We start from the raw sequence: 24,567 nt of genomic DNA, 5'->3' as shown, positions 1-24,567 counted from the left end.
GAATCCATCATGTCTGATACTATTAAAACACTACTAAACCTACGCAGTCTACGTGTACTATCTCGCGAAATGACACTTGAGCAATTAGAAGAAGCTCTTGAAAAACTGCAAGCAGTTGTCGCTGAGCGCCAAGAATCTGAAGCAGAAGAACGTTCTTTACTTGCTGAAAAACAAGCAAAACTTGAAGAATTCCGTCAAATGATGCTTGACAGTGGTATTGTTCCAGAAGACCTATTAGATACTATGTCTTCAACAACAGTTAAAACGAAGCAAAAACGTGCCCCTCGTCCAGCTAAATACAAATTCCTAGATCATGCTGGCGCAGAAAAAACATGGACAGGTCAAGGCCGCACTCCATCTGCACTACAAACTCATCTTGACGCAGGCAAAGCTTTAGAAGATTTCTTAATGTAATTCTGAAATCCAATATAAAAAAAGCCACTCTAAGTAGTGGTTTTTTTATATCTTCTGCTTCATAAATCCACAATCTACCCTTAATCTTCTAACTAAAAATAAATCTTTTTATTGTTTCAAATTATTTCCATTATTCTCAAATCAGAAGCAAATGACACTGCGATGAATTAATCTATCATTGTAGTATTATCCCCTAGTAATTATTAGTATGTCGATAATGTTAATTAACCTAATTGCATACTTCAGCATTAGGTTAGTCTCTAAATTAACGTACATCAGTGACCCAACTTTGAGTTAATTAGACATTTTTATGTCAGACATAAAAAAAGCAGGTTACAAACCTGCTTTTTTATTTTTAGATAATAAATCAACTATCGTCTTCTCTAAAATTGCTTGGTAAATCCAGTTTCATCTCATTCCAAATAAGATTACCTTCCATACCATATTGACGCATTCTTGGCATTACTGCGTCTTTTCTTTCTTCTTCACAGATCTGTTTTAAATCACGGTAGAACTGTAAAGCAAGCTCTCGTGATTCTGGGTTTGAAAAGTAATAGCTACCAACACGAGCATATAACTTTTTAAGGCCATTAAAAATCAAGCCGTAAATTTGGTTTCCAGACTTAAATGCCACCCCTTGAAAAAGCATGTAATCATAATAATTAAATGTTTTTGCAATTAAGATTTCTTCACGTTTAGCTGGATCTTTTTCATTATCTTCTTTTATTTCAGCTTTAATCTTTGCGCCAAAAGGAGACTCTTCAATGAAGGCGTTCCAATTGTCAGCTGCGATAAGTTGTTCACAAGAATCAATAACACGATCAAGAGTACGTAAAGACCCCTCTTTATTCGTTTTAAATGCCTGTCTCATGAATATACAACTAATGTTAGTTCTAGCTGCTAACAGGTCTTCTACAATTGACGTCGCATTATTAGCATCAACTAATGTCATTAATGTATCTAAAATATGCAGACCTGATGTCTCCATATAATCATTCACTTTCGTCGGTTTACCATGTTGAATCGTTAACCAACCGTCACGAGATAATCGCTGAAGAACTTCACGCAATGTTGTTCTAGTCACACCAATAAGCTCAGAAAGCTCACGCTCTGCAGGTAAAATTGAACCAGGAGGGAATCGACCATTCCAAATGCTTTCAATAATGTATTTTTCAGCAAATCCAGCAGGACTTTTCGCCTTAATAACCATACAAGTTTACTACCCGTTTTTATATAAAATAACTCTACTCATCATACCACCAGTTCAATAAATTCTTAACCACTTATTAATTTAAGTCGATATTTTAAAACATAATTCCTACTTTCAAGCCTCAAAAAACCAAACAAATCAATTGCTGACCGGTTATTTTTTTATACATTTTATTAGTTTTATTCATAAAACCGACCAAAGACACATTTTGATCAATTTACCTCTTTTCAAATATTGACTATTGATTAATAAAGAGTAAAGTTCAGGCGTTTGGTATAAGGTTGAGTATATATAGGTAGTTATTTGGCAAAACAGTAAAAAGCGTTTTGTTGTTTTTCTAAATAGTTGTTTATCTTAAAAATAACAATATGTTAGGCGATTATTATCAACTCCCTGCTTAACCTTATTTTATAGTATCACTGTAACAATGTAGAGAACATAACATGTCTATTTCGCTAGGGAATGCATTTATCAAAAATTTTCTTGGTAAAGCCCCCGACTGGTACAAAATTGCAATATTATCATTTTTAATTATTAACCCTTTTGTTTTCTTTTTAATTGACCCATTTACTGCTGGTTGGTTATTAGTAGTCGAGTTCATCTTTACTCTGGCCATGGCTCTAAAATGTTATCCTCTGCAACCTGGTGGGCTATTGGCTATTGAAGCCATCGCGATTGGGATGACAAGTGCTGAACAAGTTAAGCACGAACTTGTTGCTAACATCGAAGTACTGTTATTACTTGTGTTTATGGTTGCTGGGATTTATTTCATGAAGCAGTTGCTTCTGTTTATTTTTACCAAAATACTGATTGGCATAAAATCTAAACCGGCACTTTCTGCTGCATTTTGTTTTACTGCTGCCTTCTTATCTGCCTTCCTTGATGCATTAACGGTTATTGCCGTTGTTATCAGTGTGGCTGTTGGGTTCTACGCTATTTACCATAGAGTCGCTTCAGGCCAAGGTGGTACACCTAGCCATGACCATACTTGTGATTCAAACGTAACAGATGAATTATCTCGTGACGACTTAGAAAACTACCGTGCATTTTTACGTAGTTTGCTAATGCACGCAGGTGTAGGTACTGCTCTTGGTGGTGTAATGACTATGGTCGGTGAGCCTCAAAACCTTATTATTGCCGATCAAGCTGGCTGGATGTTTGGTGAATTCATTATACGAATGTTGCCTATCACCGCCCCTGTCTTTGTTTGTGGCATGTTAACGTGTGTTGCTGTGGAGAAATTAGGCATCTGCGGTTACGGTGCTAAATTACCTATTAACGTGCGTAATATTCTTGAAGAATACGAAGCCGAAGAGCGTAAAAATCGCACTAATATCGATAATGCAAAACTGATTATTCAAGCGATTATCGCTGTATGGTTAATCGTTGCTCTAGCACTTCATTTAGCTGCTGTCGGCCTTATCGGTTTATCTGTAATTATCTTAGCAACTGCATTTACTGGTGTTATCGAAGAACATTCAATGGGTAAAGCGTTTGAAGAAGCGTTACCATTTACTGCTTTATTAGCCGTGTTCTTCGCAATTGTTGCCGTAATTATCGATCAGGAACTATTTAAACCTATTATTGATGCCGTATTAGCCGTTGAAGATAAAGGGACACAGCTTGCCTTGTTCTATGTCGCTAATGGTGTGCTATCGATGGTTTCTGATAATGTATTTGTTGGTACGGTTTATATCAATGAAGTAAAAACCGCATTGTTAGATGGACAAATTACTCGTGACCAATTTGATTTATTGGCGGTTGCGATTAATACAGGGACTAACTTACCATCAGTGGCGACGCCAAATGGTCAAGCTGCTTTCTTATTCCTATTAACATCAGCACTTGCTCCATTAATTCAATTATCTTACGGTCGTATGGTATGGATGGCATTGCCATACACTATCGTATTAGCACTTGTTGGTTTGTTTGGTATCGTTTTCTTCCTTGAACCAATGACTGCAATGTTCTACGATTTAGGTTGGATTACACACGGTACAATTGAAAGTGCAACTTCTGCCATTTCTAGTGGTCATTAGTAAGGTATAATCACTTTTGATAGAGAAGGCTCTGTATTATACGGAGCCTTTATTTTTACAAGGAATAAAAATGCAAACCCTTAATCACTTCTCTCGCATTCGTTTATCTTGGCTGCTATTACTTCTCTGTATGGCTTTTTTTGAAGCAGCAGCCCTCACCTTTCAACATGTAATGAAACTCCCCCCTTGTGTCATGTGTATTTATGAACGTGTTGCTATGATGGGCATTGCAGGAGCTGCAATCATCGGATTACTTAATCCGAACAACCTTATTATTCGTTGGTGCGGTTTCATTGCTTGGGGTATAAGTGCGGGTTGGGGTTTAAAGTTAGCTATGCAACACGTTGATTTTCAGCTAAATCCATCCCCTTTTGCAACTTGTGATTTATTTGTTACTTTCCCTTCATGGGCTCCGTTAAACAAATGGGCTCCATGGATGTTTGAAGCATATGGTGACTGCAGCAAAATCGTTTGGCAATTTCTAACACTAACCATGCCACAGTGGTTGGTGATTATCTTTGCCGGTAACCTTGTTGCCTTAGCTATTTTTGTTATCGCTCAGTTCTTCAATAAGAAAAGCGCATAATTAACTATTTATATAGCGAATAACAAAAAAGCCATCGAGTAATAATTACTAGATGGCTTTTTTATTTAAATCAGAAAATAGAAATCTATCTATTTACCACAACACTTCTTGAACTTCTTACCGCTTTCACATGGACAAGTATCATTACGACCTACATTTTTGTACGGATTCACTTTCTGACCTTTATAGCCGATTTGATATTCATCCGCAGCCATAGCTACTTCTTGTATCATAAAATCAATTTTAGGTAACATCTGATCTAGTGTTGGTGGCGTATCAATTCCTGCTTCCGTCATTTGACGATGCGTTTCTTCTTCATCAACCGCAAGCATCATTGTACTCAACAATGCAGATAGCATGCGTGTTGTACCATCTGCAACTTGAAGATCTGACCATTGTTCTTCAATCGTCGGCCACAACGTCATAAAGCCTTCAGCAAAATCAGTAAGCTGCTCAAGATCATCAAAGTTAACCACTTCAGTCACTTCGTATTCATTACGTTTAAGTAATAAGTATTGATGCTCAATTTGTTGAGAAACAGACTTTATCATTTCAAGTGCATTATCTGCACCAACAAGATCGCCTAACCACGCTTCTGGTGCTAATGGCTTCGTTGCCATATTCGCAGCAAGGACTGCACCTTCAAGAAAAAGGCCAGAACAGTTCAAATCAACACCATCTAGTGCAATTAATTGATACTTCATTATTTATTCACTTCCGAAATTAAGTTTTCGGCGTAGTATAGCGCAAATAATTATTAGAGCCTAAGTGCCGTTATTATTTTTTATTTTGCTGTCGAGAAATTTTATGAAAAAGAATCGAGGATTTACCTTAATTGAACTAATCGTGGTTATTGTTATTTTAGGAATTTTAGCGGTGACCGCTGCTCCCAAATTTTTAAACTTACAAGATAATGCTCATGACTCTAGAACAGCAGCGGCATTTAGTGCCTTTACTACCGCTGTGAATATGTACCATGGAGCTTGGATATTACAAGGTGAACCGTCACTAAGCTCTGCCGATGGTGTTATCTTTGCAGATGAAATCATCTACCCTTCAAGTAAAGGTTTTCCAGTAGGTACCACTCATCGCGCATCAACTCCTGGTGGTAGTGGTATTACTGGTGATGGTTGTGGCGAACTATTACATTCCCTAATCACTACAGATTTAACAATTGAGCGATATTCAACAACTATATTCCCAACTAATTCCGATATAAAATATTGGTATAACAGTTCAAATGAGTGTCTTTACTATTACACTTCAAATATAGAAGATAATTCCCATAAAGGATATACAATGCGCTATTCTGTACTTACTGGGGAAACCATAACAGAGTATGGTACCTTCCCAAAATAAGTGACATATCCCCTTTTTACCCCTACAATCCCACCTCCAATAAAAGAGGTGGGATATGCAAGTAATACTAGGCCCGATGGAGGGCGTACTCGATCACTTAATGCGCGAGCTATTAACAGAGATTAATGATTATGATTTCTGTGTGACTGAGTTTGTTCGAATCGTTGATCAACTGTTACCTCCACACGTGTTCCACCGTATCTGTCCGGAATTACATAACGACAGTAAAACCAAATCTGGCACCCCTATCCGTCTACAATTATTAGGTCAAGAACCTAATTGGATGGCAGAGAATGCCGCCCGTGCGATTGACCTAGGCTCTGATGGCTTGGACCTAAACTTTGGTTGTCCTGCAAAAGCAGTCAACAAAAGTCGTGGTGGTGCAGCTCTATTAAAAGAACCTGAATTAATTTATCAAATAGTTAAAGCATGCCGTGATGCGGTGCCAAGTGACAAAAAAGTCACTGCAAAAATCCGCTTAGGCTGGGAAAACCCAGAAGAGTGTTTTGCTATTGCGGATGCCATTAAACAAGCAGGCGCAAATGAGTTGACTATTCATGCAAGAACCAAAGTAGATGGTTATCGTGCTGAAGAGATAAAGTGGGATTACATAAACCAAGTTCGCCAAAAAATTGATATTCCAATTATTGCTAATGGTGAGATTTGGAATTATGAAGATGGCCAACGCTGCATAGCAGCAACAGGCATTGATTCATTAATGGTATGTCGAGGCGCATTTAATATGCCAAATTTAGGTAATGTTGTTAAACACAATCACGCCAAAATGCCATGGCCAGAAGTGATTGCACTATTAATTCATTATTCAAAATTACAAATGGCAGGTGACAAAGGCCAATATTACTCTAATCGAGTTAAACAGTGGCTTGTCTATCTTCGTCAAGAATACACAGAAGCGAAAGATATTTTTATCGATATTAGAAGCCATAAAAAATCAGATCCTATTGTCGAGCGCTTATACCAAGAGCTAGAAAGAGTTAGTTAATTATTTGCTTAGTACAACAACCGAGTTTATGAAAAATAAACTCGGTTTTTTCCGTCTTGTTTAGCTTTATATAATAGATCGTCCGCTTTCTTAATGACATGTTCAAACGAAAATTCTCGTTGTGAGTCGATAACAGCAACACCACCAGACACTGTAAAACCTCCAGTAACCACTTTACCCGATGAATCTTGAATCGATTTTCTTACTCGTTCACACACATTTTCTAAACTGGCTCTTGAATCAGCATTAATACAAATAACAAACTCTTCGCCACCAAAGCGGGAGACAATATCACTGTCACGAACACTCTTATTAAGTATTTTTGCAACGTATATAATCGCTTCATCGCCAACGTCATGACCAAACACATCATTAATTTGTTTAAAGTCATCAATATCATATAAAGCAAAACCAACAAATTTTTTAACAACACGGTCTTTCAAACTCATTTCAAAACCACGACGATTGTATAATCCCGTCATGGGGTCTTGTTTTGCTAAATTACTGTAATAACGCTGAGATAGACGACTCTGATAATAAAACATTGATAGCAACGTAAGAATATAAGTTACCGCAATTAACGTTAATGTTTTGATATCATGTGCAACAAAACGAATTAACTCATCCTTCATCGAACTTTTATAATAGAGAAAATAGGTAAAATCCGTATCTGGAAGATTAACTGGCTGCATAAATCGATACTGCTCAAAACGTTGATATTTATCACTATCCAATAGCTGAATATATCGCGAAACTTCATCCCCTGAATGTAATAATTTATCAACAGAGAGATCTAAGACTAATACCCCTTTAAAGAGATCTTTATAATAAATTGGCGTCGAAAACGTTAATACTTCTAAACCATCAAAAAAAGCATCTGTGTAAGGGGCGGTAAACGTAATGTGTCTTTCATTTTTATTGTTCATACTGTTTCTCCAGTATGGACGGGTATATATTATTTCTAACGTCTGCTTAGTAAGGTTTTCTGCAATTTCTTTTGGAGAAGATATAATATAATCATATTTAGAAATGAAATAGATCCCATGAAGATACTCTTCATAATCATGGATAAATGAAATAACCGGTGCTAGCGTTACTTTTTTAGAGGCTATGTTATACAATTCAGAGGTAGGATCGCATAAGGATTCATCGCCAGCTATACTATAATCAAGTCGACCTCCCGGAACAGACACCTCCTGACTTTCCATTACTGCATCTAAATTTTCACTTGGGCGAATAACACACAGCCCTGCTTTTTCATCTAGTTCGAATCTATGATTAAAAAACTCCCCTGAACTCTGTTTATAAAGCTGAGACAGATTGTAATCAAGAGAGATCATTACTTTTATTGAGCGCTGTAAAGAATTTATAATACGGTCATATTCACGGTTCACTTGTCTTTCAACAGCGCTAATATGATTATTTAAAACAATACCTACAATTAACACTAAAAACAGCGTTGGAATGATAAATATATGTTTTAAATTTGATTTCGGCATGCATAAATTCTTTAACAAAAAATGAACAGACAATACTACCTATTTTTTTGCTGAATATCTTGCAAATATACTATTTCTAACACCAAGCTGACAATAAATCCCCTAAAAACATAGTTACAGCACAGATTGAGCAAGCAATGATAATCCTTGATTTTGGTAAGCTTTCGTCTTGACCATCGTTTCAATTTCCTGAGTTTCATATCGCTCACCATCATAAACAACGACGATGCTCTCATCGCCTGATTGTAAGAAATTCGTTTCACCAAACTCTGTATATCGTGTCGCTCCAATACTAATAATCGCTTGTTCAGGGTAATTTGCTTCAGATAAATAAAGTGCGAGATCTTCAGCTGGACCTTCATCTTTCTGATTATTCATACGATCAATCATCCAATCATTCAGTTGCTCATGAAAATAACTGTAATCAATCGCTGCGCTGTCTTCGCCATATCGATTCACTTCGCCATTTCTAATATGGAAACTAGCGATACGATACGTATCTAGCTCACACCCTTTTGTAAAAGAAGATAATTCAATAAAATCTTGAGAGATACCTTTTGTGTTTTTGCCCCAGTTTTTCTTCTCACTGATCTTTTTAGCATTAGGCTTACGAATAGAACAATCATTATAGGCGGCAAATTTTACAGGCGTTAACGCAACGACTTTATTGTCTTGATAAGTAATATCAAAAACGATAGCGACTTCTGGTTCTATTTGTAGATTATCTGCATCATTCGGTGGAATAATAGAATCCGAAGAAAGGGGATATTGAGATAAAAAACCTGCGCTTTGGGATGGGACATAAAAAGGAAATAACGCTTTCGGTTGAATTGCATTGTCAACTTTCACATTTAAAAAATCGGTGGCTTCTCCCGCTTGCTCTAAATGCCCAGCAAAATTTCCTGCCACACCAAAACCAATTACATGCTTAAACGTCATAGTGCCTTCTTAAATTCTATTAAAAGTAATGTTTAAAAAGGCACCTTAATTTATTCTTTTCTATTATGCGATGATACGGATCTGATTTTATGATTTCTTTGCTTTTCTACGTCGTTTAAATTGCGATTTTGCCGGACTTTTGAGCGTTCTCAACGAATCAGGCACCGGACCTTGCTGTACCCCCTGCATAAAATTCAAGACTTTTATTTCTAACGCTGCCATAAATGGGCGATATGAACAGGTTCTTTCTGTCATTCCTTGTAATTGGAACTCCCAATGCGCGGTCATATCAGGGTAACTCGCTTCATTTGGCAAAGCATGAATCAAACCTTTACCTGCCTCACTTGCATGAATATTTTTACCATTACGAGTTAATAACTGACGTTTAAATAAGGTATCCAAAATTCCTGCTCGTGTCGCTTCTGTACCCAATCCATCTGTATCTCTTAATATTTTTTTCAGTTCTTTATCTTCTACAAAGCGACCAATTCCGGTCATTGCTTGCAATAACGTACCTTCAGTAAAATATTTAGGCGGCTCTGTCATTTTGTGTTTAATTTCACCTTCACGACAAGTATGTACTTCCCCTTTCTTTAATGGCGGTACTTTATTTGCGACATCATCGTCACTGTTTTGGGTTTGAGTTTTACCAAGTAATACTCGCCATCCGGCAAACAGCATTTGCTTCCCTTTAGCTGCAAATACCCCACCAGAAATATCGAACACCAATTGAGCTTCTGCATAAATAGCCGCAGGATAAAACTGCATTAGGTATTGGCGTGCAATAAGATGGTAGACCTTTTCTTCAAAGCCCGATACCCCTGCTGAACTACTGGATTTTGGTGTTGGAATAATTGCATGGTGAGCATCAACCTTACTGTCATTCCAAGCCCGTGATTTAAGTGTTAGATCGGTGTTGGTTACCGCACTAGATAACTGCTTATCGTTATTACCAATAGCTGCACATACTTGTTCACGTTGCTTATAGTGATCTTTTGGTAAATAACGACTATCCGAACGAGGATAAGTGATTAGTTTATGTTTTTCATACAATGCCTGACACGCGTCCAATACTTGTTGAGCACTTAAATTGTAGCGCTTAGAGGCATCAATTTGCAGTGAGGATAACGAATACGGTAGCGGCGCATTTTGTTTGGTTTCTTTGTTTTCAGCTTTGGTTACAGTGGCAGGTTGATTCGCAATTCGCTGAGCTACGTTTTCTACCAATTTAAGATTGAGCACGCGCCCTTCTTCATCTTGCCATTGTTGACACGCTTCACTTGGCTTCCACTTCGCTCGAATATCAAACGCTTGTCCATCATTCAATTGAGGATTTTGATAAGGAATAAGTGCCTCTAATGTAAAATAGGCCTTAGGCACAAAGTTCGCAATTTCTTCATCTCGACGAGTCACTAACCCTAAGACCGGTGTTTGTACACGGCCTACGGATAAGACACCTTGATAGCCACCTCGTTGACCTAACAAGGTATAAGCGCGCGTCATATTCATTCCATAAAGCCAATCAGCACGAGAGCGCGCTAAAGCAGAAATAGAAAGAGGAATAAACTCTTGATTACTTCGCATCGAAGACAGTGCGCGTTTTACTGCAGGTAAGTTTAAATCACTGATCAATAAACGCTGAGTTGCGGCTTTTTTGGTTTTAGACAGTTTTAAATAATCCAAAACTTCATCAACTAACAGCTGCCCTTCTCTATCAGGATCGCCCGCGTGAACCACTTGAGATGCATTTTTTAGCAGTTTACGGATCACAGTAAGTTGTTTACTAGAGGATTTTCTTGGACGAAGCTGCCATTGCTCAGGAACAATGGGTAAATGCTCCATACGCCACGATTTGTATTTATCATCATAAGCATCAGGTTCAACTTGTTCTAATAAGTGACCAATACACCAAGTTACAATGTCGCCATTGCCACATTCAATGTAACCTTGTTGATTCTTCTGTGGCTTTGACAGACCAGCAGCAATCGCTCGGCCTAAACTTGGTTTTTCTGCAATAAATAATCGTGACATAAAAAAGTGCTGATGTAATGAATAACATCAGCACTATACCTGTATGAATAGACAGTTATCAAGTTTTGTTGTCTAACTTGCTGAAATTGGTATCACTTATAGTTTCGCCGCTAATTCGACACCTTGACGAATAGCACGTTTCGCATCAAGTTCTCCGGCATGGTCTGCACCACCAATCACATGATGAATAATATCTGCTGACGATAATGTCTCAACTAACTCATTAACAGGGACTTGCCCTGCACACATTAAGACATGATCAACATCTAACAACTTAACTTCGTCGTTTTGGCGAATGTATAACCCCTCATCGTTTACTTTAAGGTATTCAACCCCCGCTAACATGTGTACGCCTCGTTTTTGCAATGTACGCTTATGGATCCAACCTGTCGTTTTACCTGGGCCTTTTCCTATACTTCCTTTTTTACGCTGCATTAACCACACTTCACGGGTTGATTTATAGGTCTCTTGAGGCTTTAGACCGCCTTCAAATTCTATATTTTTATCGATATCCCAATCTTGTAGCCACGCATCTAATGTATGATCTTCTGGCTCAGTGATCATAGTTGCGACATCAACACCAATCCCACCAGCCCCAATCACTGCGACTTTTTGACCGAGTTTAGGCTGAGTCTTAATATAAGTTTGATAATCAATCACTTTAGGATGGTCACCACCTTCTAGTTGTGGTGCTCTTGGTTTAACCCCTGTTGCCACCACGACTTCATCAAATTGGCGTAGTTCATCCATCTCAACGTTGTAGTTCAGTTTTACTATGATATTTTTATGATCGATTTTATTAGAGAAATAACGGATCGTTTCTTTAAACTCTTCTTTTCCAGGGATCTGCATTGCCAAGTTGAATTGCCCACCAATTCGGTCACTGCGCTCAAAGATCGTCACTTGATAACCACGCTCTGCCGCAGAAGTAGCACAAGAGAGACCAGCCATTCCAGCACCAATAATTGCCACTGATTTATTTGTGATCACAGGTTCTAGTACTAATTCGGTTTCATAGCAGGCTTGTGGGTTAACCAAACACGTTGCTCGTTTTGCTTTAAATACATGATCCAAGCACGCTTGGTTACAGCCAATACAGGTATTAATTAATTCTGCTTTATCTTGCTCTGCTTTATTAACAAATTCGGCATCCGCTAAGAATGGACGAGCCATTGACACCATATCAGCCTGTCCCGATGCCAATATATTTTCAGCCACTTCAGGTGTATTAATACGGTTACAGGTAATTAAGGGGATCGACACCTTACCTTTGAGTTTTTCTGTTACCCAACTAAAAGCAGCTCGCGGTACTTGAGTCGCAATAGTCGGCACTCTAGCTTCATGCCAACCAATACCTGTATTTAAGATTGTTACCCCGGCTTTCTCCAAAGCCTGAGCAAGCTCTACCACCTCTTCAAACGTGCTTCCTTGCTCTACCAAATCGAGCATAGAAAGGCGGAAGATAATAATAAAATCTATCCCTACTTTTTCACGAATCGCTTTAATTATCTCTAATGGAAAACGCATGCGATTTTGATAGCTACCACCCCAATCGTCATATCTCATGTTGGTTCTAGCGCAAATAAATTGGTTAATAAGGTAGCCTTCCGATCCCATAACCTCAATGCCATCATAGTTAGCCTGTTTGGCATAGTGAGCACTATTCGCAAAATCACGGATTGTTTTTTGAATTTGACGCTCACTCATCTGACTCGGTGTAAACATGCCAATCGGAGCTCTAATATCAGAGGCACTGACTGACAGAGGATGCATTGCATAACGGCCCGCATGAAGTAATTGCAAGGCTATTTTTCCACCATTATCATGCACCGCGTGAGTCAATGCTTTATGTTTTTCGGCAGCACGAGAAGAGCTAAATTGAGCACTAAATGGGGTTAAACGACCTCGAAAGTTGGGAGCAAAGCCACCAGTAACAATAAGGCCTACCCCACCTTTCGCCCTTGCAGCGTAAAAGGCTGATAATTTTTTAAAACCATCATTACTCTCTTCTAATCCAGTATGCATCGACCCCATTAAGACTCGATTTTTTAACTGAGTAAATCCCAAATCTAACGGCTGAAAAAGGTGCGGGTACGTCATAACAATCCATCGCTTTTATAATTATTGTGGTCTGACCAGAATAATATTTATAGGCCTCTGCTACAATTAAGTTTTCACAAATATGCAACATCCATCAAATCTTTTATTCTTTATTTCCTTAATCAAACCAATTCTCATTTAGAACTCTTTCGTCTAGTTACTTTCTGTGTCAGTTAGCGTAGGATAGTGACAGAGTTTAAACTAATAATAAGGAACAATATGAAAGGGTTATTCCACTTCATAGGAAAATGTTTTCAAGCGGTATGGAAGTTACTTTCCTTCACGCGTCAACTGGCATTAAATCTATTCTTTCTCGCTTTTGTTGGATTTATCGCCTTTACTTTTTTAAGTAGCGATGAATCAAGCGTCGAAACTCAACAGGTTGAGAAAAAGGCTTTAATCCTAGATTTAGCCGGCCCTATTGTTGAAGAAAGTAAGTTTCGCGAGCCTCTAGAACGAGTGACGTCTGATTTATTAGGCAGCCAAAAATCACAAGAAAATGTGTTGTTTGATATCGTTGACACTATTCGTTTTGCTGCTACTGATGATAATGTTTCAGGTTTGGTTCTCCATTTAAAAGAGATGAATGAAACTAGCTTAACTAAGCTTCGTTATATTGCTAAAGCGATTAATACTTTTAAAGCCGCAGGCAAACCCGTTTATGCTATTGGTGATTACTACAACCAAAGCCAGTATTATCTTGCCAGTTATGCCGATAAAGTGTTCATGGCCCCCGATGGTACTGTTTTACTGCGTGGTTACGGTGCCTACACACTTTACTACAAAGATTTATTAGAAAATTTGAATGTCTCTACTCATGTTTTCCGTGTGGGTACTTACAAATCAGCAGTTGAACCCTATCTTCGTAATGATATGTCTGATGCTGCAAAAGAATCGACTTCTGTTTGGTTAACTCAATTATGGGATGCGTATTTAGATGATGTAACAACCAATCGTCAAATTGATGCTAAAACCTTAACCATGCCAATGGATCAATTTATTGCAAAATTAAAGACTCTTAATGGTGACTTATCACAAATGACCATTGAGCTTGGTTTAGTTGATAAACTAGCCACTCGTCAAGAAGTTCGCACTGATATGATCGCTGAGTTTGGCTCAAACGGATACGACAGCTTCAAACAAGTAAGCTACTACGATTACCGCTCACAAGTGCGTCCAACAATTATTCCTGATGCTCAAGATATCGCTATTGTTGTGGCAAGCGGACCGATCATGGATGGTACTCAGCGCCAAGGTACTGTTGGAGGAGACTCTACCGCAGCGCTACTTCGCCAAGCTCGTGGAGATGACAAAGTAAAAGCGGTTGTTCTTAGAGTTGATAGCCCTGGCGGCAGTGCGTTTGCCTCTGAAGTAATACGTAATGAAGTTGATGCTTTAAAAGAATCAGGCAAACCTGTCGTTATTTCAATGTCGAGCGTCGCTGCCTCTGGTGGGTACTGGATCTCAGCAAGTGCAGACAAGATCATTGCTCAACCAACCACAATTACCGGATCTATTGGTATTTTTGGTATTTTAACGACCTTTGAAAAAGGGTTGGAAAAAATGGGCATTCACAGTGACGGGATTTCCACATCTCCATTTAATGGCGTTGGCTTAACTCGCCCATTAAATGATGATGTTGCTCAAGTAATGCAACTAGGCATTGAGCATGGCTACCATCGCTTTATTAAATTGGTTAGTGACCATCGAGATATGTCCCTAGAAGCCGTTGATAAAGTAGCTCAAGGTCGAGTTTGGACAGGTAAAGATGCCCTTGAATATGGGTTAGTTGATCAATTAGGTGATTTTGATGATGCCGTTCAAGCAGCCGCTCAACTCGCTAATATGGAATTATATAACCTTTACTGGGTTAAAGAGCCATTATCGCCAATGGACCAATTCCTTGAAGAGTTAAGCATGAGCTTTAATGCCAATATAAAAACAGCGCTTTTTTCATTGGCACCAGAGGCTTTGCAACCAACGATAAGCAAAGTTGCAACAGACATTAACATGTTAAATAACTTTAATGACCCAAAAGGACAATATCTGTTCTGCCTGAACTGTAGCAATCTTTAAAAGCATGACGAGCCCGACACATGTCGGGCTTTCTTTATGCCAAATGCACAGTATAATCGCACCACCTCCCATAACTCTGTACCGTTGTTATTATGGAAAGAAAACACATTTACATCGCCTATACAGGCGGCACAATCGGCATGTTGAAATCTGATGATCATGGTTATGTTCCTGCATCAGGCTTTATGCAACATCAACTAAAACAAATGCCTGAGTTTCACCGTGCAGAAATGCCAATTTTCACCATTCACGAATATGAGCCATTAATTGACTCGTCTGATATGACGCCAGAAGATTGGCAACGTATTGCAGATGATATTCGTGCTAACTATGATAAATACGACGGATTTGTGATTCTTCATGGTACGGATACCATGGCCTACACAGCATCAGCACTTTCATTCATGCTAGAGAATCTAGGAAAGCCAGTGATCGTAACTGGTTCTCAAATTCCTCTTGCTGAACTGCGATCAGATGGTCAAAGCAACTTATTAAATGCATTGCATATTGCGGCTAACTACCCAATTAACGAAGTGACGTTATTTTTCAATAACAAACTTATTCGCGGCAATCGTAGTACAAAATCTCACGCTGATGGGTTTGATGCGTTCTCTTCACCAAACTTGCCCCCATTATTGGAAGCAGGTATTAATATTCAAATTAATGGTGCAGAAATTAATAAGCAGCCAGAAGGTGAATTCACCGTCAATGATATTACGCCACAACCAATTGGCGTTGTGACCATGTATCCTGGCATCTCCGCGGAAGTGATTAAAAACACCCTGCGCCAACCTGTGAACGCAATGATTTTGCTGACATTCGGTGTTGGTAACGCACCTCAAAACCCAGAGCTTCTTGCACAATTAAAAGATGCCTCTGAGCGTGGTATTGTCGTTATAAACTTAACACAATGCTTATCTGGGAAAGTAAACATGGGCGGTTATGCAACAGGCTGTGCATTAGCAGAAGCAGGAGTTATCAGCGGTTATGATATGACTCCAGAAGCGGCACTGGCTAAATTGCATTACCTTCTAAGCAAAAATCTGCCTTATGAGACCATGCGTACAATGATGCAACAGAGTTTGCGCGGTGAGTTGACTCACTAAATCAAAGCTGTAATCTGAATACAATAAAAAGGCTTCCCTGATTATCTCGTGAGAAGCCTTTTTTCGTTCTATTTAACTAATTGCTATTAACTAAGTTCTATTAAGTCTCAATCAGACGTTATTTCTTTTCGTTTAGAATAATTCTCAATGTACGACGAAGTGGCTCTGCTGCTCCCCATAATAATTGGTCACCTACCGTAAAGGCATTTAGGAAATCATTACCCATCGACATCTTACGTAAACGACCAACAGGTACAGACAGTGTGCCCGTTACTTTTGCAGGGGTTAGTTCTTGCGCAGTAATATCACGCTCATTCGGGATCACTTTAACCCAATCATTATGAGTCGCAATGATCTCTTCAATCTCATCCATCGGCACATCTTGTTTCAGTTTAATTGTCAGTGCTTGTGAGTGACAACGCATTGCACCGATACGTACACATGTACCATCAATCGCAATTGGAGAATCTTGTAGACCTAGGATCTTGTTGGTTTCAACGGTTGCTTTCCACTCTTCTTTGCTCTGGCCGTTTTCGCGCTTCACGTCAATCCAAGGGATCAACGAACCCGCCAGTGGAGCACCAAACTCTGATGTTGGGAAAGAATCAGAACGAATTGTCTCTGCTACTTTTCTATCAATATCTAAAATAGAGCTTGAAGGATTTGCTAGTTCAGATGTCACGCAATCATTCACTACGCCCATTTGAGAAATTAGCTCACGCATATTTTTCGCACCAGCACCAGAAGCCGCTTGATACGTCATAGCACTCACCCACTCAACTAAACCTGCTTTATATAAGCCACCAAGGCCCATTAGCATCAGGCTAACCGTACAGTTACCACCAACATAAGTATTAGTACCTGCATGAATGCCTTGTTGAATTTGATCAAAGTTCACTGGATCAAGCGTAATAATTGCGTCATCTTTCATACGTAATGTAGAAGCGGCATCAATCCAATACCCTTTCCAACCTGCTTGGCGAAGCGCAGGGTAAACTTTTTCCGTATAGCTACCACCTTGGCAGGTAATAATCGCATCCAATTTTAATAACGATTGAATATCAAATGCGTCTTGAAGTAATCCTGCATCCTTTCCGAGATTTGGTGCTGGAATACCGACTTGTGAAGTGGTGTAAAATACAGGTTCAATATGGTCAAAATCGCGTTCTTCTACCATACGTTGCATTAAAACAGACCCTACCATGCCACGCCAGCCAACTAAACCTACTCTCATTGTACTCTCCCTGTAATTCAAAAATAAAAAGTGCTTACCCCATCTATATGATGAACAGAAACAAATCTCAAGTACTATTTGTTTTATCCGCTCTTTTTTCTGCATCAAAATTTAATGCGTTTACACCCTAACTTTAACTTAAAAGTGCAAAAAAACAACAACTCTAAAATTAACTTTATTTATCTCTCCATTTTTAATTAACATAAAGCATACTTTCATCCGCTTACAACAATATTTTCAGTTAACCCCATTAAAAACTAACACTAAGGATAATTACAAACCGTTACAGTTCATAAAACTTCACATTTGCCATCAAATACAAACGATTAATCTAACTTATAGTTAATTATTGCAAATTAAAATCACACAAGACACCGTTAATTAACATAAAATAAACACACTAACTTAGTGTTAAAATCAAACTAACCACAGAATGAAACCTAAATTTAACTAAATTATCACCTCAAATTCATCTAATTAACACCGCTAGAGATAAGAATCACAAATCAATCATACTTAATCGATCTCTTGTTGATCATAAGGTAAAGTGCATCTTGTTTAGAAAATACAATCCCTTATCGTATGAATTTATTCATGCATACAAAAAGAGGCTTTATACATGAAGCAAGCAACGACAAAGTTACCTTCGATAACGCAGGTAATTATATCTTTAGGGCTATTTCTACTTCTTGCCTTTTCTTTCACGGCACAACTTGATCTTCCAATCCAATTAGCACTTTATATTGGTTGGTTTATTATCATTACTCTTGGTATCAAGTTAGGTCATGATTATAAATCTTTAGAAAAAGCAGCTCTAAATGGCATCTCCAATGGACTAGGAGCGGTATTAATTCTCTTGGCGGTTGGGGCTTTAGTAGGTACTTGGATTTCTGGCGGTATTGTGCCGACCATTATTTACTATGGTCTAAAAGCAATTCACCCATCTATTTTCCTTCTTGCCACGATGATCATCTGTTCATTAACGGCGCTAGCAACCGGTACTTCTTGGGGTGCTGCTGGTACCGCAGGTATAGCAATGATGGGGATTGGTCAAGGCCTTGGTGTTCCTGCTCCAATTACCGCAGGTGCTGTCCTTTCTGGCTGTTACTTTGGCGATAAGATGTCTCCACTGTCTGATTCAGTAATTCTTGCTTCTTCTATGTCTGGCGTTGAAGTCATGGAACACATCAAGGGGATGCTTCCAGTTGCGCTTATCAGTTACATCATTACGGGTATCATGTTCACGGCTTTTGGTTTCCATTTCGCTGGCAACGTTGATATGAGCCAAGTGGACTCAGTTATTTTAGCAATGGAAGAGCAGTTTGTTATTACCCCATTCTCATTTGTACCTGTGGTCATTGTTCTTGGTTTACTAGCAATGCGTATGCCTTCATTCCCAGTGATCAGCTTTGGTTCTCTTCTGGGTATTGTTTGGGCGGTAATGGTTCAAGATATTAACTTCTTAACTGCGTTCAACACGGCATGGGCACCATATTCTATTTCATCTGGTGTTGAATTCATTGATGCAATACTAAACCGTGGCGGCATGTCCTCTATGCTTGGTTCGGTTGCGGTGATTATCTTTGGTCTAGGTTTTGGTGGTCTACTAGATAAAGTAGGTGTACTAGAAACCGTCGCTAAACTATTCGAAAAACGCGTACAAGGTCCGGGTTCGCTAGCGACAAGTACGATTGCAACCGCCTTCTTTGGTAACATCTTCGGCTCAGCAATGTATGTATCGCTTATCCTTACACCAAAGATTTGTGCGAAAAACTACGACCGCTTAGGCTACAAACGTAAAAACCTTTCTCGTAACGCAGAGTTCGGTGGTACATTGACATCAGGTATGGTTCCGTGGAGTGATAACGGTATCTACATGGCGAGTATTTTAGGCGTAGCAACACTGTCTTACGCACCATTCATGTGGTTAAGCTTTGTATGTATCATCGTGACGATCGTTACTTCTTACTTTGGTTGGTTTGTTGATAAATGTGAACCAACAATCACAGCAGAAGATACCGATGACACTATTGCTATAGATACAAAAACAGCGTAATTCAACTAAGAATATTCTGTTTGATACCAATGTAATTAATTAGGTTATCTAAATAAAAAATGCCAGTGATTGTTAATTCAACCACTGGCATTTTTATGTCTATTACACCCGTTCTATTTTTACACAGCCGTTTTATTTATTGCTGATCGCTTACCTAGGAAGTAGCCTAGACCTAAAGGAGCAAAGAAAATAGCGAAGATGAATAAGATAAAGTAGATGATGGTGCTTTTAATCAAATCAATCACTTTATCCATTGCTAACGTAAGTACATCTTGTGACACTTTATCGAGATCTTGAGTAAACTTTTCACGCTCTTGAGAAACAATTATCGCAATGGCTTTACGCTCTCGTTCTACCATATTGACTAACTCTTCACGCTCTCTTGCGACCATTGCTTCTAAAGCCACACGCTCCGCACTAAGTTGATTTAGCTTATCGTCTGTTTTCATATCCAGATCATCAAGTAAAGGCTGTAGTTGCAAGCTCATCTGCTCTGCTAAATTCTGCATATACTCTGGATTGTTTTTCACAAAATCTTGGAATGATTCAGAGGTATTTCGCAAACTCTCTAATGTTTTATTAATATCATTAGCACTTACACTACTGTTCAACGCAATCAATTGTGCCTTCCATGTCATGATCTTCGGTGTTTGCTCTGATACTAAACCAAGACGGTCCGATACATCACCTAAAGCCTCAGGCATGGTTCCTAATGTTGCTACCGCTTCAGTTTCATCAATATTTTGATTAGCTAACCACGCTTTTAGTGCTGGGGTTCTTCGCATCATTAAACTGTCAAACTGATGCTCAGCGACAAACTTAATAATAAAATCTTGTGCTTCATTAAACTCAGTACTCGACAACAACGTTTCTGCTAAAGCTTTAACATCCTCATGTAGGAGTTGACTGGCTTCAAAATCAACATTGCTATCAAATAATTCTGCCCCTTTTCCATTCGCAGAAAAAAACTGTTCCATTTGAGCAGCAAACACCCATGAGTCAATTAAGGCGATTTTTGGAGAAACTTGATATGCCGCACGTTGCAATCCTTCTTCAGCATTAATTTTCCACAACAACACATAAGATTGATGTAAAACATCGTCTTTAGGGTACGTTGATGAGATTTCATCAGCCGCCGCTTCGACTTCACTAAAAAAATGCTTACTGTATGCACGTGTTAAAATTCGAGTATTCAGCTCTGTCGTTGTTAATGGAACCGCTTGAGATTCAATTTTTAGTTCAAGCAAAGAGCAACCATTAAGAAAAAACAAAGAGATAAAAATAGAAAGTAGATTAAATGAAAAGTGTTTAGAGGTGTGTTTCATGAACAACCCTACCTAGCCAAAATATGATAATAAAAGGATAGATAGGATATCATTTTGCAAAAAATAATTTACTGAGTATTTTTAAATTACGCATAAATACACGCAATTATCTCAATATTTATTATCAATAAATAAACACTAATTATGATCCAGAAGAACCTAAACGTCGTGTTAATTGATCTTTAAGGTTTGGCGGTATGCCTTTAATGGTTAATGTGTCCGTTTCTGGATCGTAAAACACACGTTCACCCAATAACATTGCATCAAAATTCAGTGATAAACCACCACCCGCACCAACAAATTTCGTTAGCTTACGCATAGTAGTGCGATCAACGGGGAAAGACTCTTCTAATTCATAGCCTTGCTCTTCTGCAAATTGGTAAAAATTTGAACCTGACTCAGACGTAGGTAATTCACCTGATAACTCTTTAATCGTTAATTCTTCACCCGCTTGCAGCTGACCATTACAGTAATCATAAACACTCTTACGGTATTGCTGTTTTTCTTCTTTTTCTAGACGTTCATCAGCACAGAAATCTTCTACTGCTTGCATCAATACTTGGTTTTGAACCTTAGTATCCATACCTACATCAGCTTGTAAGAAGTCTAAGAAAAAATCAGACACTTTGCGGCCCACTCGACCTTTAATAAAAGTCAGGTAGCGATTTGAATCAGAATCGGTTTCCCATGTTGATAAATCAATACGAGCCGCAATATCCATTTTCGCGATATCAAGATAATCTGTTGAGCTAATATCTAACTCGTCTGTTACCTTTATGCTTTCATTTGATGGTAATACAGCAACAAACAGATATTCAGTTGCTAATGAGCGGTACTCAGCAATCACTAAGATACCTTCTTCAGCAAATGGGTATTTAATCAGCTCTGATTTTAATTTTTCAGCCGATTTATTACTAAATTCTAAGAATTGGGTTTCATTCTTACGAACAGACCCTAACCAGTGTCCAAACTCACTTTCAGTTTTGAAAACACCAAAGCCTTTGCCTGCCTTTGCGTTAAATACACGATGCAGTTCTGAAACTAACGTTTCTGTAAACTCTTCGTTCTCAAGAGTTTGATTTCGTAGACAAACTTCTAGTTCATCTTGTTCGTTTTTGACTAATTTATGTAAAATTACGTTTGAAAGGATTAAACTCATAATAGAAAAGGTTTTTAGTTGACGTACATAGTAGGTTATCATAAGCCGCTTTCACTATCATTAACTGAAAAGACTTATGGCTATTACTACTTCGAAATACAGCAACAAAAAAATTGAACAAATGTTAACAGAGATGGTCGATGTACTAGATAAACATCGTTCGCCTGCTGATCTATCGCTAATGTTGGTTGGTAACATTGCAACTAATGTTCTAAACCAAGAAGTGCCCGCAGAGCAGCGTAAAATTATCGCTGAAAAATTTGCTCAAGCACTTCTTAGCTCACTAGATCTACCAAAAACTCACTAAGAGCGAGAATTCAATTACCATGGTTGATAGCGGAAATACCTACAGCGATAAAGTGTCCAAGTTAATTACTTGGGGTCACTGGTTTAGCTTTTTCAATATCATTGCTGCAATGCTTATTGGTACGCGTTATATATCGCAATCACCATGGCCTGAAACGCTACTTGGACAGACCTATCTGGTATTAAACTGGATAGGTCATTTTGGCTTTTTAGTCTTTGGATTTTATATTCTTGTATTATTCCCTCTGACTTTTATTACGCCATCCCAACGCTTAATGCGTGTATTGAGTGTCGGCATCGCAACCGCAGGCATGACATTACTGTTACTTGATACTTACGCTTACCAAAGCCTTCATTTGCATATCACCCCACTGGTTTGGGATATGTTATTGAATAATGATAAATCAAATTTAAATACTCAATGGCAGTATTTGTTTGTTCTGGTTCCCGTCATATTCTTACTCCAGCTTTCCCTTTCAGAATGGGTATGGAATAAATTACGTAAGCTTGCTCACAAACATGTGGGTCGCCCTTTTGCGATCATATTCGCCGTCGCTTTTCTTGGTAGTCACTTAATTCATACTTGGGCCGATGCCTCAGCTTATGGACCAGTAACCGCTCAACGTGCAACTTTCCCGCTCTCGTACCCAATGACTGCGCGTTCATTTTTAGAAAAACATGGGTTTATTGACCGTGAAGCGCTAGCAAAACAAATTCAAGAAGAAGGAACTGGTGGGGCAAAAGAAGCGATGCGTTATCCTCTTGAGCCAATAAAGTACAACACTAAGCAAACGGGCTACAACCTACAAATCATTATGATTGACAGCCTTCGTGCTGATACATTAAATCATACTGACACACCAAATCTAACTCGCTTTGCTCAGAACAATCTAAACTATAACAATCACTACAGCGCCAGTAATAACCCAACCAGCTTATTTGGTTTGTTTTATGGCTTACCTGGCAATTACGTCGATAACTTTAGAAATTCAGAAATTGAATCCCCAATCTTAGCCGAGCTACATAGCCGTGATTATCAATTTGGTTTATTCAGTGGTGATGATTTTACGTCTTCATTATATAAACAGATTATCTTTACTAAAGGTGAGATCAGCGACACCAACGAGAAGATGTCTGATAGTAAAGCTATCACTCAATGGCATGATTGGTTTAAAACACAAACGTCTGATGCCCCTTGGTTTAGTTATTTAGAACTGACTTCGGTTTCTGAATATGATGCAACGAGCCCCATTTCAACGAATAATTCAGATCAAAGTTTATTTGAAGCTAACTACCGTAAAGCGGTACAGAAAACAGATCAACAACTTAACCTTGTATTAAATGCATTAAAACAATCTCCTGATTGGGAAAAAACGATTGTAGTAATCACCTCAAATCACGGTATGGAGTTTGATGAAACCAATACCAATAGTTGGGGATCTAGCACTAACTTTAGTCAATACCAATTACGAGTTCCTATGCTAATTCATTGGCCTGACATTGCACCCGAGTTAGTAACAACTCGTTCAAGCCACTTAGATCTAGCACCAACATTGATGGAGTCGTTTTTAAAAACTACTACTCCATCGGACAGCTACAGCAGCGGTCAACATTTATTTACTCAAGACAATGAACGTAATTGGTTACTGGCTGGTGATAGCAAAAATATAGCATTAATCACAGAGAACAATACTGTCGTTATTGATACTTTTGGTAACTATAGAGTGTACGATGAGAACTATAATCGTCTGACGGATGAAAAGCCTAAGCTGTCGTTATTGATGCAAGGTATCTCTGAGTTAAAACGGTTTTACCACCCTAAAAAATAAATAACCCAAAAAATCCCTTTCTCATAAAGGGATTTTTTATATTCATCGTATCTTCTAGCAACTGTAAATCAATAATATTCTCGCGTATAAAAATCCATATTTTGATAATAATGGGATCTTTATAATGACAAATAACATAATCACAACCCGCTAATAAGTTAAAAATGAAGCACAATGCATAAAAATAAAACACTTGACTGTTATTTTTCATTTTCTGCTTTACAAAAAGTAAGGATGTAATTATTATTCACGGCATTGGAGGGATGGCTGAGTGGTCGAAAGCACCGGTCTTGAAA

The 24,567-nt window shown here is 38.4% G+C and carries 19 protein-coding genes; 10 read left to right on the top strand and 9 right to left on the bottom strand.

The window, feature by feature from the left end; all coding sequences use genetic code 11:
• Positions 1–9: 9 nt before the first annotated feature.
• Positions 10–414 carry an H-NS family nucleoid-associated regulatory protein gene (locus tag Q1K78_RS14245; RefSeq protein ID WP_300180165.1) on the top strand — a complete coding sequence of 135 codons (405 nt, stop codon included), beginning with the start codon at positions 10–12 and terminating at the stop codon, positions 412–414.
• A gap of 367 nt (positions 415–781) precedes the next feature.
• Here the strand turns inward: Q1K78_RS14245 and fadR are convergent, their stop codons facing one another.
• Positions 782–1,624, bottom strand: a complete 843-nt coding sequence (gene fadR, locus Q1K78_RS14240; protein WP_300180159.1) for a fatty acid metabolism transcriptional regulator FadR — start codon at positions 1,622–1,624, stop codon at positions 782–784.
• A 443-nt stretch (positions 1,625–2,067) separates the two neighbouring features.
• Between fadR and nhaB the strand changes: the two genes are divergently transcribed.
• Both nhaB and dsbB read left to right on the top strand, forming a co-directional pair.
• Positions 2,068–3,663 carry a Na(+)/H(+) antiporter NhaB gene (gene nhaB / locus Q1K78_RS14235; RefSeq protein ID WP_300180156.1) on the top strand — a complete coding sequence of 532 codons (1,596 nt, stop codon included), beginning with the start codon at positions 2,068–2,070 and terminating at the stop codon, positions 3,661–3,663.
• Positions 3,664–3,733: 70 nt separating this feature from the next.
• Positions 3,734–4,249, top strand: coding sequence for a disulfide bond formation protein DsbB (gene dsbB / locus Q1K78_RS14230; RefSeq protein ID WP_300180153.1), 516 nt, complete (start codon positions 3,734–3,736; stop codon positions 4,247–4,249).
• An 89-nt stretch (positions 4,250–4,338) separates the two neighbouring features.
• Here the strand turns inward: dsbB and Q1K78_RS14225 are convergent, their stop codons facing one another.
• Positions 4,339–4,953 (bottom strand): SEC-C metal-binding domain-containing protein, encoded by a 615-nt coding sequence (locus tag Q1K78_RS14225; RefSeq protein ID WP_300180150.1) that lies wholly within the window; start codon positions 4,951–4,953, stop codon positions 4,339–4,341.
• 103 nt (positions 4,954–5,056) lie between these two features.
• On the opposite strand from Q1K78_RS14225, the gene Q1K78_RS14220 reads away from it, so the two are divergent.
• Positions 5,057–5,608 carry a type II secretion system protein gene (locus Q1K78_RS14220; RefSeq protein ID WP_300180148.1) on the top strand — a complete coding sequence of 184 codons (552 nt, stop codon included), beginning with the start codon at positions 5,057–5,059 and terminating at the stop codon, positions 5,606–5,608.
• A 55-nt stretch (positions 5,609–5,663) separates the two neighbouring features.
• Positions 5,664–6,611, top strand: coding sequence for a tRNA dihydrouridine(16) synthase DusC (gene dusC / locus Q1K78_RS14215; protein ID WP_300180145.1), 948 nt, complete (start codon positions 5,664–5,666; stop codon positions 6,609–6,611).
• 26 nt (positions 6,612–6,637) lie between these two features.
• Here the strand turns inward: dusC and Q1K78_RS14210 are convergent, their stop codons facing one another.
• The 4 genes from Q1K78_RS14210 to Q1K78_RS14195 form a co-directional block, all read right to left on the bottom strand.
• On the bottom strand, positions 6,638–8,110 hold the full coding sequence (locus tag Q1K78_RS14210; protein WP_300180142.1) for a diguanylate cyclase: 1,473 nt from the start codon (positions 8,108–8,110) through the stop codon (positions 6,638–6,640).
• Between the two features lie 114 nt (positions 8,111–8,224).
• Positions 8,225–9,049 (bottom strand): DUF5718 family protein, encoded by an 825-nt coding sequence (locus tag Q1K78_RS14205; protein WP_300180139.1) that lies wholly within the window; start codon positions 9,047–9,049, stop codon positions 8,225–8,227.
• An 87-nt stretch (positions 9,050–9,136) separates the two neighbouring features.
• Positions 9,137–11,080, bottom strand: a complete 1,944-nt coding sequence (locus Q1K78_RS14200; RefSeq protein ID WP_300180136.1) for a DNA topoisomerase III — start codon at positions 11,078–11,080, stop codon at positions 9,137–9,139.
• A gap of 96 nt (positions 11,081–11,176) precedes the next feature.
• Positions 11,177–13,180: an NADPH-dependent 2,4-dienoyl-CoA reductase gene (locus tag Q1K78_RS14195; protein ID WP_300180133.1), complete on the bottom strand. Its 2,004-nt coding sequence runs from the start codon at positions 13,178–13,180 to the stop codon at positions 11,177–11,179.
• Positions 13,181–13,399: 219 nt separating this feature from the next.
• On the opposite strand from Q1K78_RS14195, the gene sppA reads away from it, so the two are divergent.
• Entirely contained in the window at positions 13,400–15,256 is a 1,857-nt protein-coding gene (sppA, locus tag Q1K78_RS14190; RefSeq protein ID WP_300180130.1) for a signal peptide peptidase SppA, read from the top strand.
• A gap of 92 nt (positions 15,257–15,348) precedes the next feature.
• A complete protein-coding gene (gene ansA / locus Q1K78_RS14185; protein WP_300180127.1) occupies positions 15,349–16,362 on the top strand; it encodes an asparaginase in 1,014 nt (337 codons plus the stop codon).
• A gap of 118 nt (positions 16,363–16,480) precedes the next feature.
• Here ansA and asd read toward each other — a convergent pair whose 3' ends face one another.
• A complete protein-coding gene (gene asd, locus Q1K78_RS14180) occupies positions 16,481–17,596 on the bottom strand; it encodes an aspartate-semialdehyde dehydrogenase (RefSeq protein WP_045102435.1) in 1,116 nt (371 codons plus the stop codon).
• 619 nt (positions 17,597–18,215) lie between these two features.
• Between asd and nhaC the strand changes: the two genes are divergently transcribed.
• Positions 18,216–19,652 carry a Na+/H+ antiporter NhaC gene (gene nhaC / locus Q1K78_RS14175; protein ID WP_300180121.1) on the top strand — a complete coding sequence of 479 codons (1,437 nt, stop codon included), beginning with the start codon at positions 18,216–18,218 and terminating at the stop codon, positions 19,650–19,652.
• Between the two features lie 119 nt (positions 19,653–19,771).
• On the opposite strand, the gene Q1K78_RS14170 is transcribed toward nhaC, so the two are convergent.
• Positions 19,772–20,977, bottom strand: coding sequence for a chemotaxis protein (locus Q1K78_RS14170; RefSeq protein WP_300180118.1), 1,206 nt, complete (start codon positions 20,975–20,977; stop codon positions 19,772–19,774).
• A gap of 142 nt (positions 20,978–21,119) precedes the next feature.
• Positions 21,120–22,136, bottom strand: a complete 1,017-nt coding sequence (gene yejK, locus Q1K78_RS14165; RefSeq protein ID WP_300180162.1) for a nucleoid-associated protein YejK — start codon at positions 22,134–22,136, stop codon at positions 21,120–21,122.
• Positions 22,137–22,212: 76 nt separating this feature from the next.
• Here yejK and Q1K78_RS14160 point away from each other — a divergent pair, with 76 nt between their 5' ends.
• Positions 22,213–22,443, top strand: coding sequence for a YejL family protein (locus Q1K78_RS14160; protein WP_300180115.1), 231 nt, complete (start codon positions 22,213–22,215; stop codon positions 22,441–22,443).
• 19 nt (positions 22,444–22,462) lie between these two features.
• Positions 22,463–24,271 carry a DUF3413 domain-containing protein gene (locus tag Q1K78_RS14155; protein WP_300180112.1) on the top strand — a complete coding sequence of 603 codons (1,809 nt, stop codon included), beginning with the start codon at positions 22,463–22,465 and terminating at the stop codon, positions 24,269–24,271.
• Positions 24,272–24,567 lie beyond the last annotated feature (296 nt).

The sequence above is a fragment of the uncultured Aliivibrio sp. genome, from assembly GCF_946479765.1.
Lineage (GTDB): Bacteria > Pseudomonadota > Gammaproteobacteria > Enterobacterales > Vibrionaceae > Aliivibrio.
This window is presented reverse-complemented; position numbering and strand designations above follow the sequence as displayed.

Bases quoted from the DNA above. Each gene is read 5' to 3' on its own strand.
- dusC (WP_300180145.1), top strand. From the start codon at position 5,664: ATGCAAGTAATACTAGGCCCGATGGAGGGCGTACTCGATCACTTAATG.
- Q1K78_RS14195 (WP_300180133.1), bottom strand. From the start codon at position 13,180: ATGACGTACCCGCACCTTTTTCAGCCGTTAGATTTGGGATTTACTCAG.
- Q1K78_RS14220 (WP_300180148.1), top strand. From the start codon at position 5,057: ATGAAAAAGAATCGAGGATTTACCTTAATTGAACTAATCGTGGTTATT.
- Q1K78_RS14210 (WP_300180142.1), bottom strand. From the start codon at position 8,110: ATGCCGAAATCAAATTTAAAACATATATTTATCATTCCAACGCTGTTT.
- asd (WP_045102435.1), bottom strand. From the start codon at position 17,596: ATGAGAGTAGGTTTAGTTGGCTGGCGTGGCATGGTAGGGTCTGTTTTA.
- Q1K78_RS14245 (WP_300180165.1), top strand. From the start codon at position 10: ATGTCTGATACTATTAAAACACTACTAAACCTACGCAGTCTACGTGTA.
- ansA (WP_300180127.1), top strand. From the start codon at position 15,349: ATGGAAAGAAAACACATTTACATCGCCTATACAGGCGGCACAATCGGC.
- nhaC (WP_300180121.1), top strand. From the start codon at position 18,216: ATGAAGCAAGCAACGACAAAGTTACCTTCGATAACGCAGGTAATTATA.
- dsbB (WP_300180153.1), top strand. From the start codon at position 3,734: ATGCAAACCCTTAATCACTTCTCTCGCATTCGTTTATCTTGGCTGCTA.
- Q1K78_RS14200 (WP_300180136.1), bottom strand. From the start codon at position 11,080: ATGTCACGATTATTTATTGCAGAAAAACCAAGTTTAGGCCGAGCGATT.
- Q1K78_RS14225 (WP_300180150.1), bottom strand. From the start codon at position 4,953: ATGAAGTATCAATTAATTGCACTAGATGGTGTTGATTTGAACTGTTCT.
- Q1K78_RS14160 (WP_300180115.1), top strand. From the start codon at position 22,213: ATGGCTATTACTACTTCGAAATACAGCAACAAAAAAATTGAACAAATG.
- yejK (WP_300180162.1), bottom strand. From the start codon at position 22,136: ATGAGTTTAATCCTTTCAAACGTAATTTTACATAAATTAGTCAAAAAC.
- fadR (WP_300180159.1), bottom strand. From the start codon at position 1,624: ATGGTTATTAAGGCGAAAAGTCCTGCTGGATTTGCTGAAAAATACATT.
- nhaB (WP_300180156.1), top strand. From the start codon at position 2,068: ATGTCTATTTCGCTAGGGAATGCATTTATCAAAAATTTTCTTGGTAAA.
- sppA (WP_300180130.1), top strand. From the start codon at position 13,400: ATGAAAGGGTTATTCCACTTCATAGGAAAATGTTTTCAAGCGGTATGG.
- Q1K78_RS14205 (WP_300180139.1), bottom strand. From the start codon at position 9,049: ATGACGTTTAAGCATGTAATTGGTTTTGGTGTGGCAGGAAATTTTGCT.
- Q1K78_RS14170 (WP_300180118.1), bottom strand. From the start codon at position 20,977: ATGAAACACACCTCTAAACACTTTTCATTTAATCTACTTTCTATTTTT.
- Q1K78_RS14155 (WP_300180112.1), top strand. From the start codon at position 22,463: ATGGTTGATAGCGGAAATACCTACAGCGATAAAGTGTCCAAGTTAATT.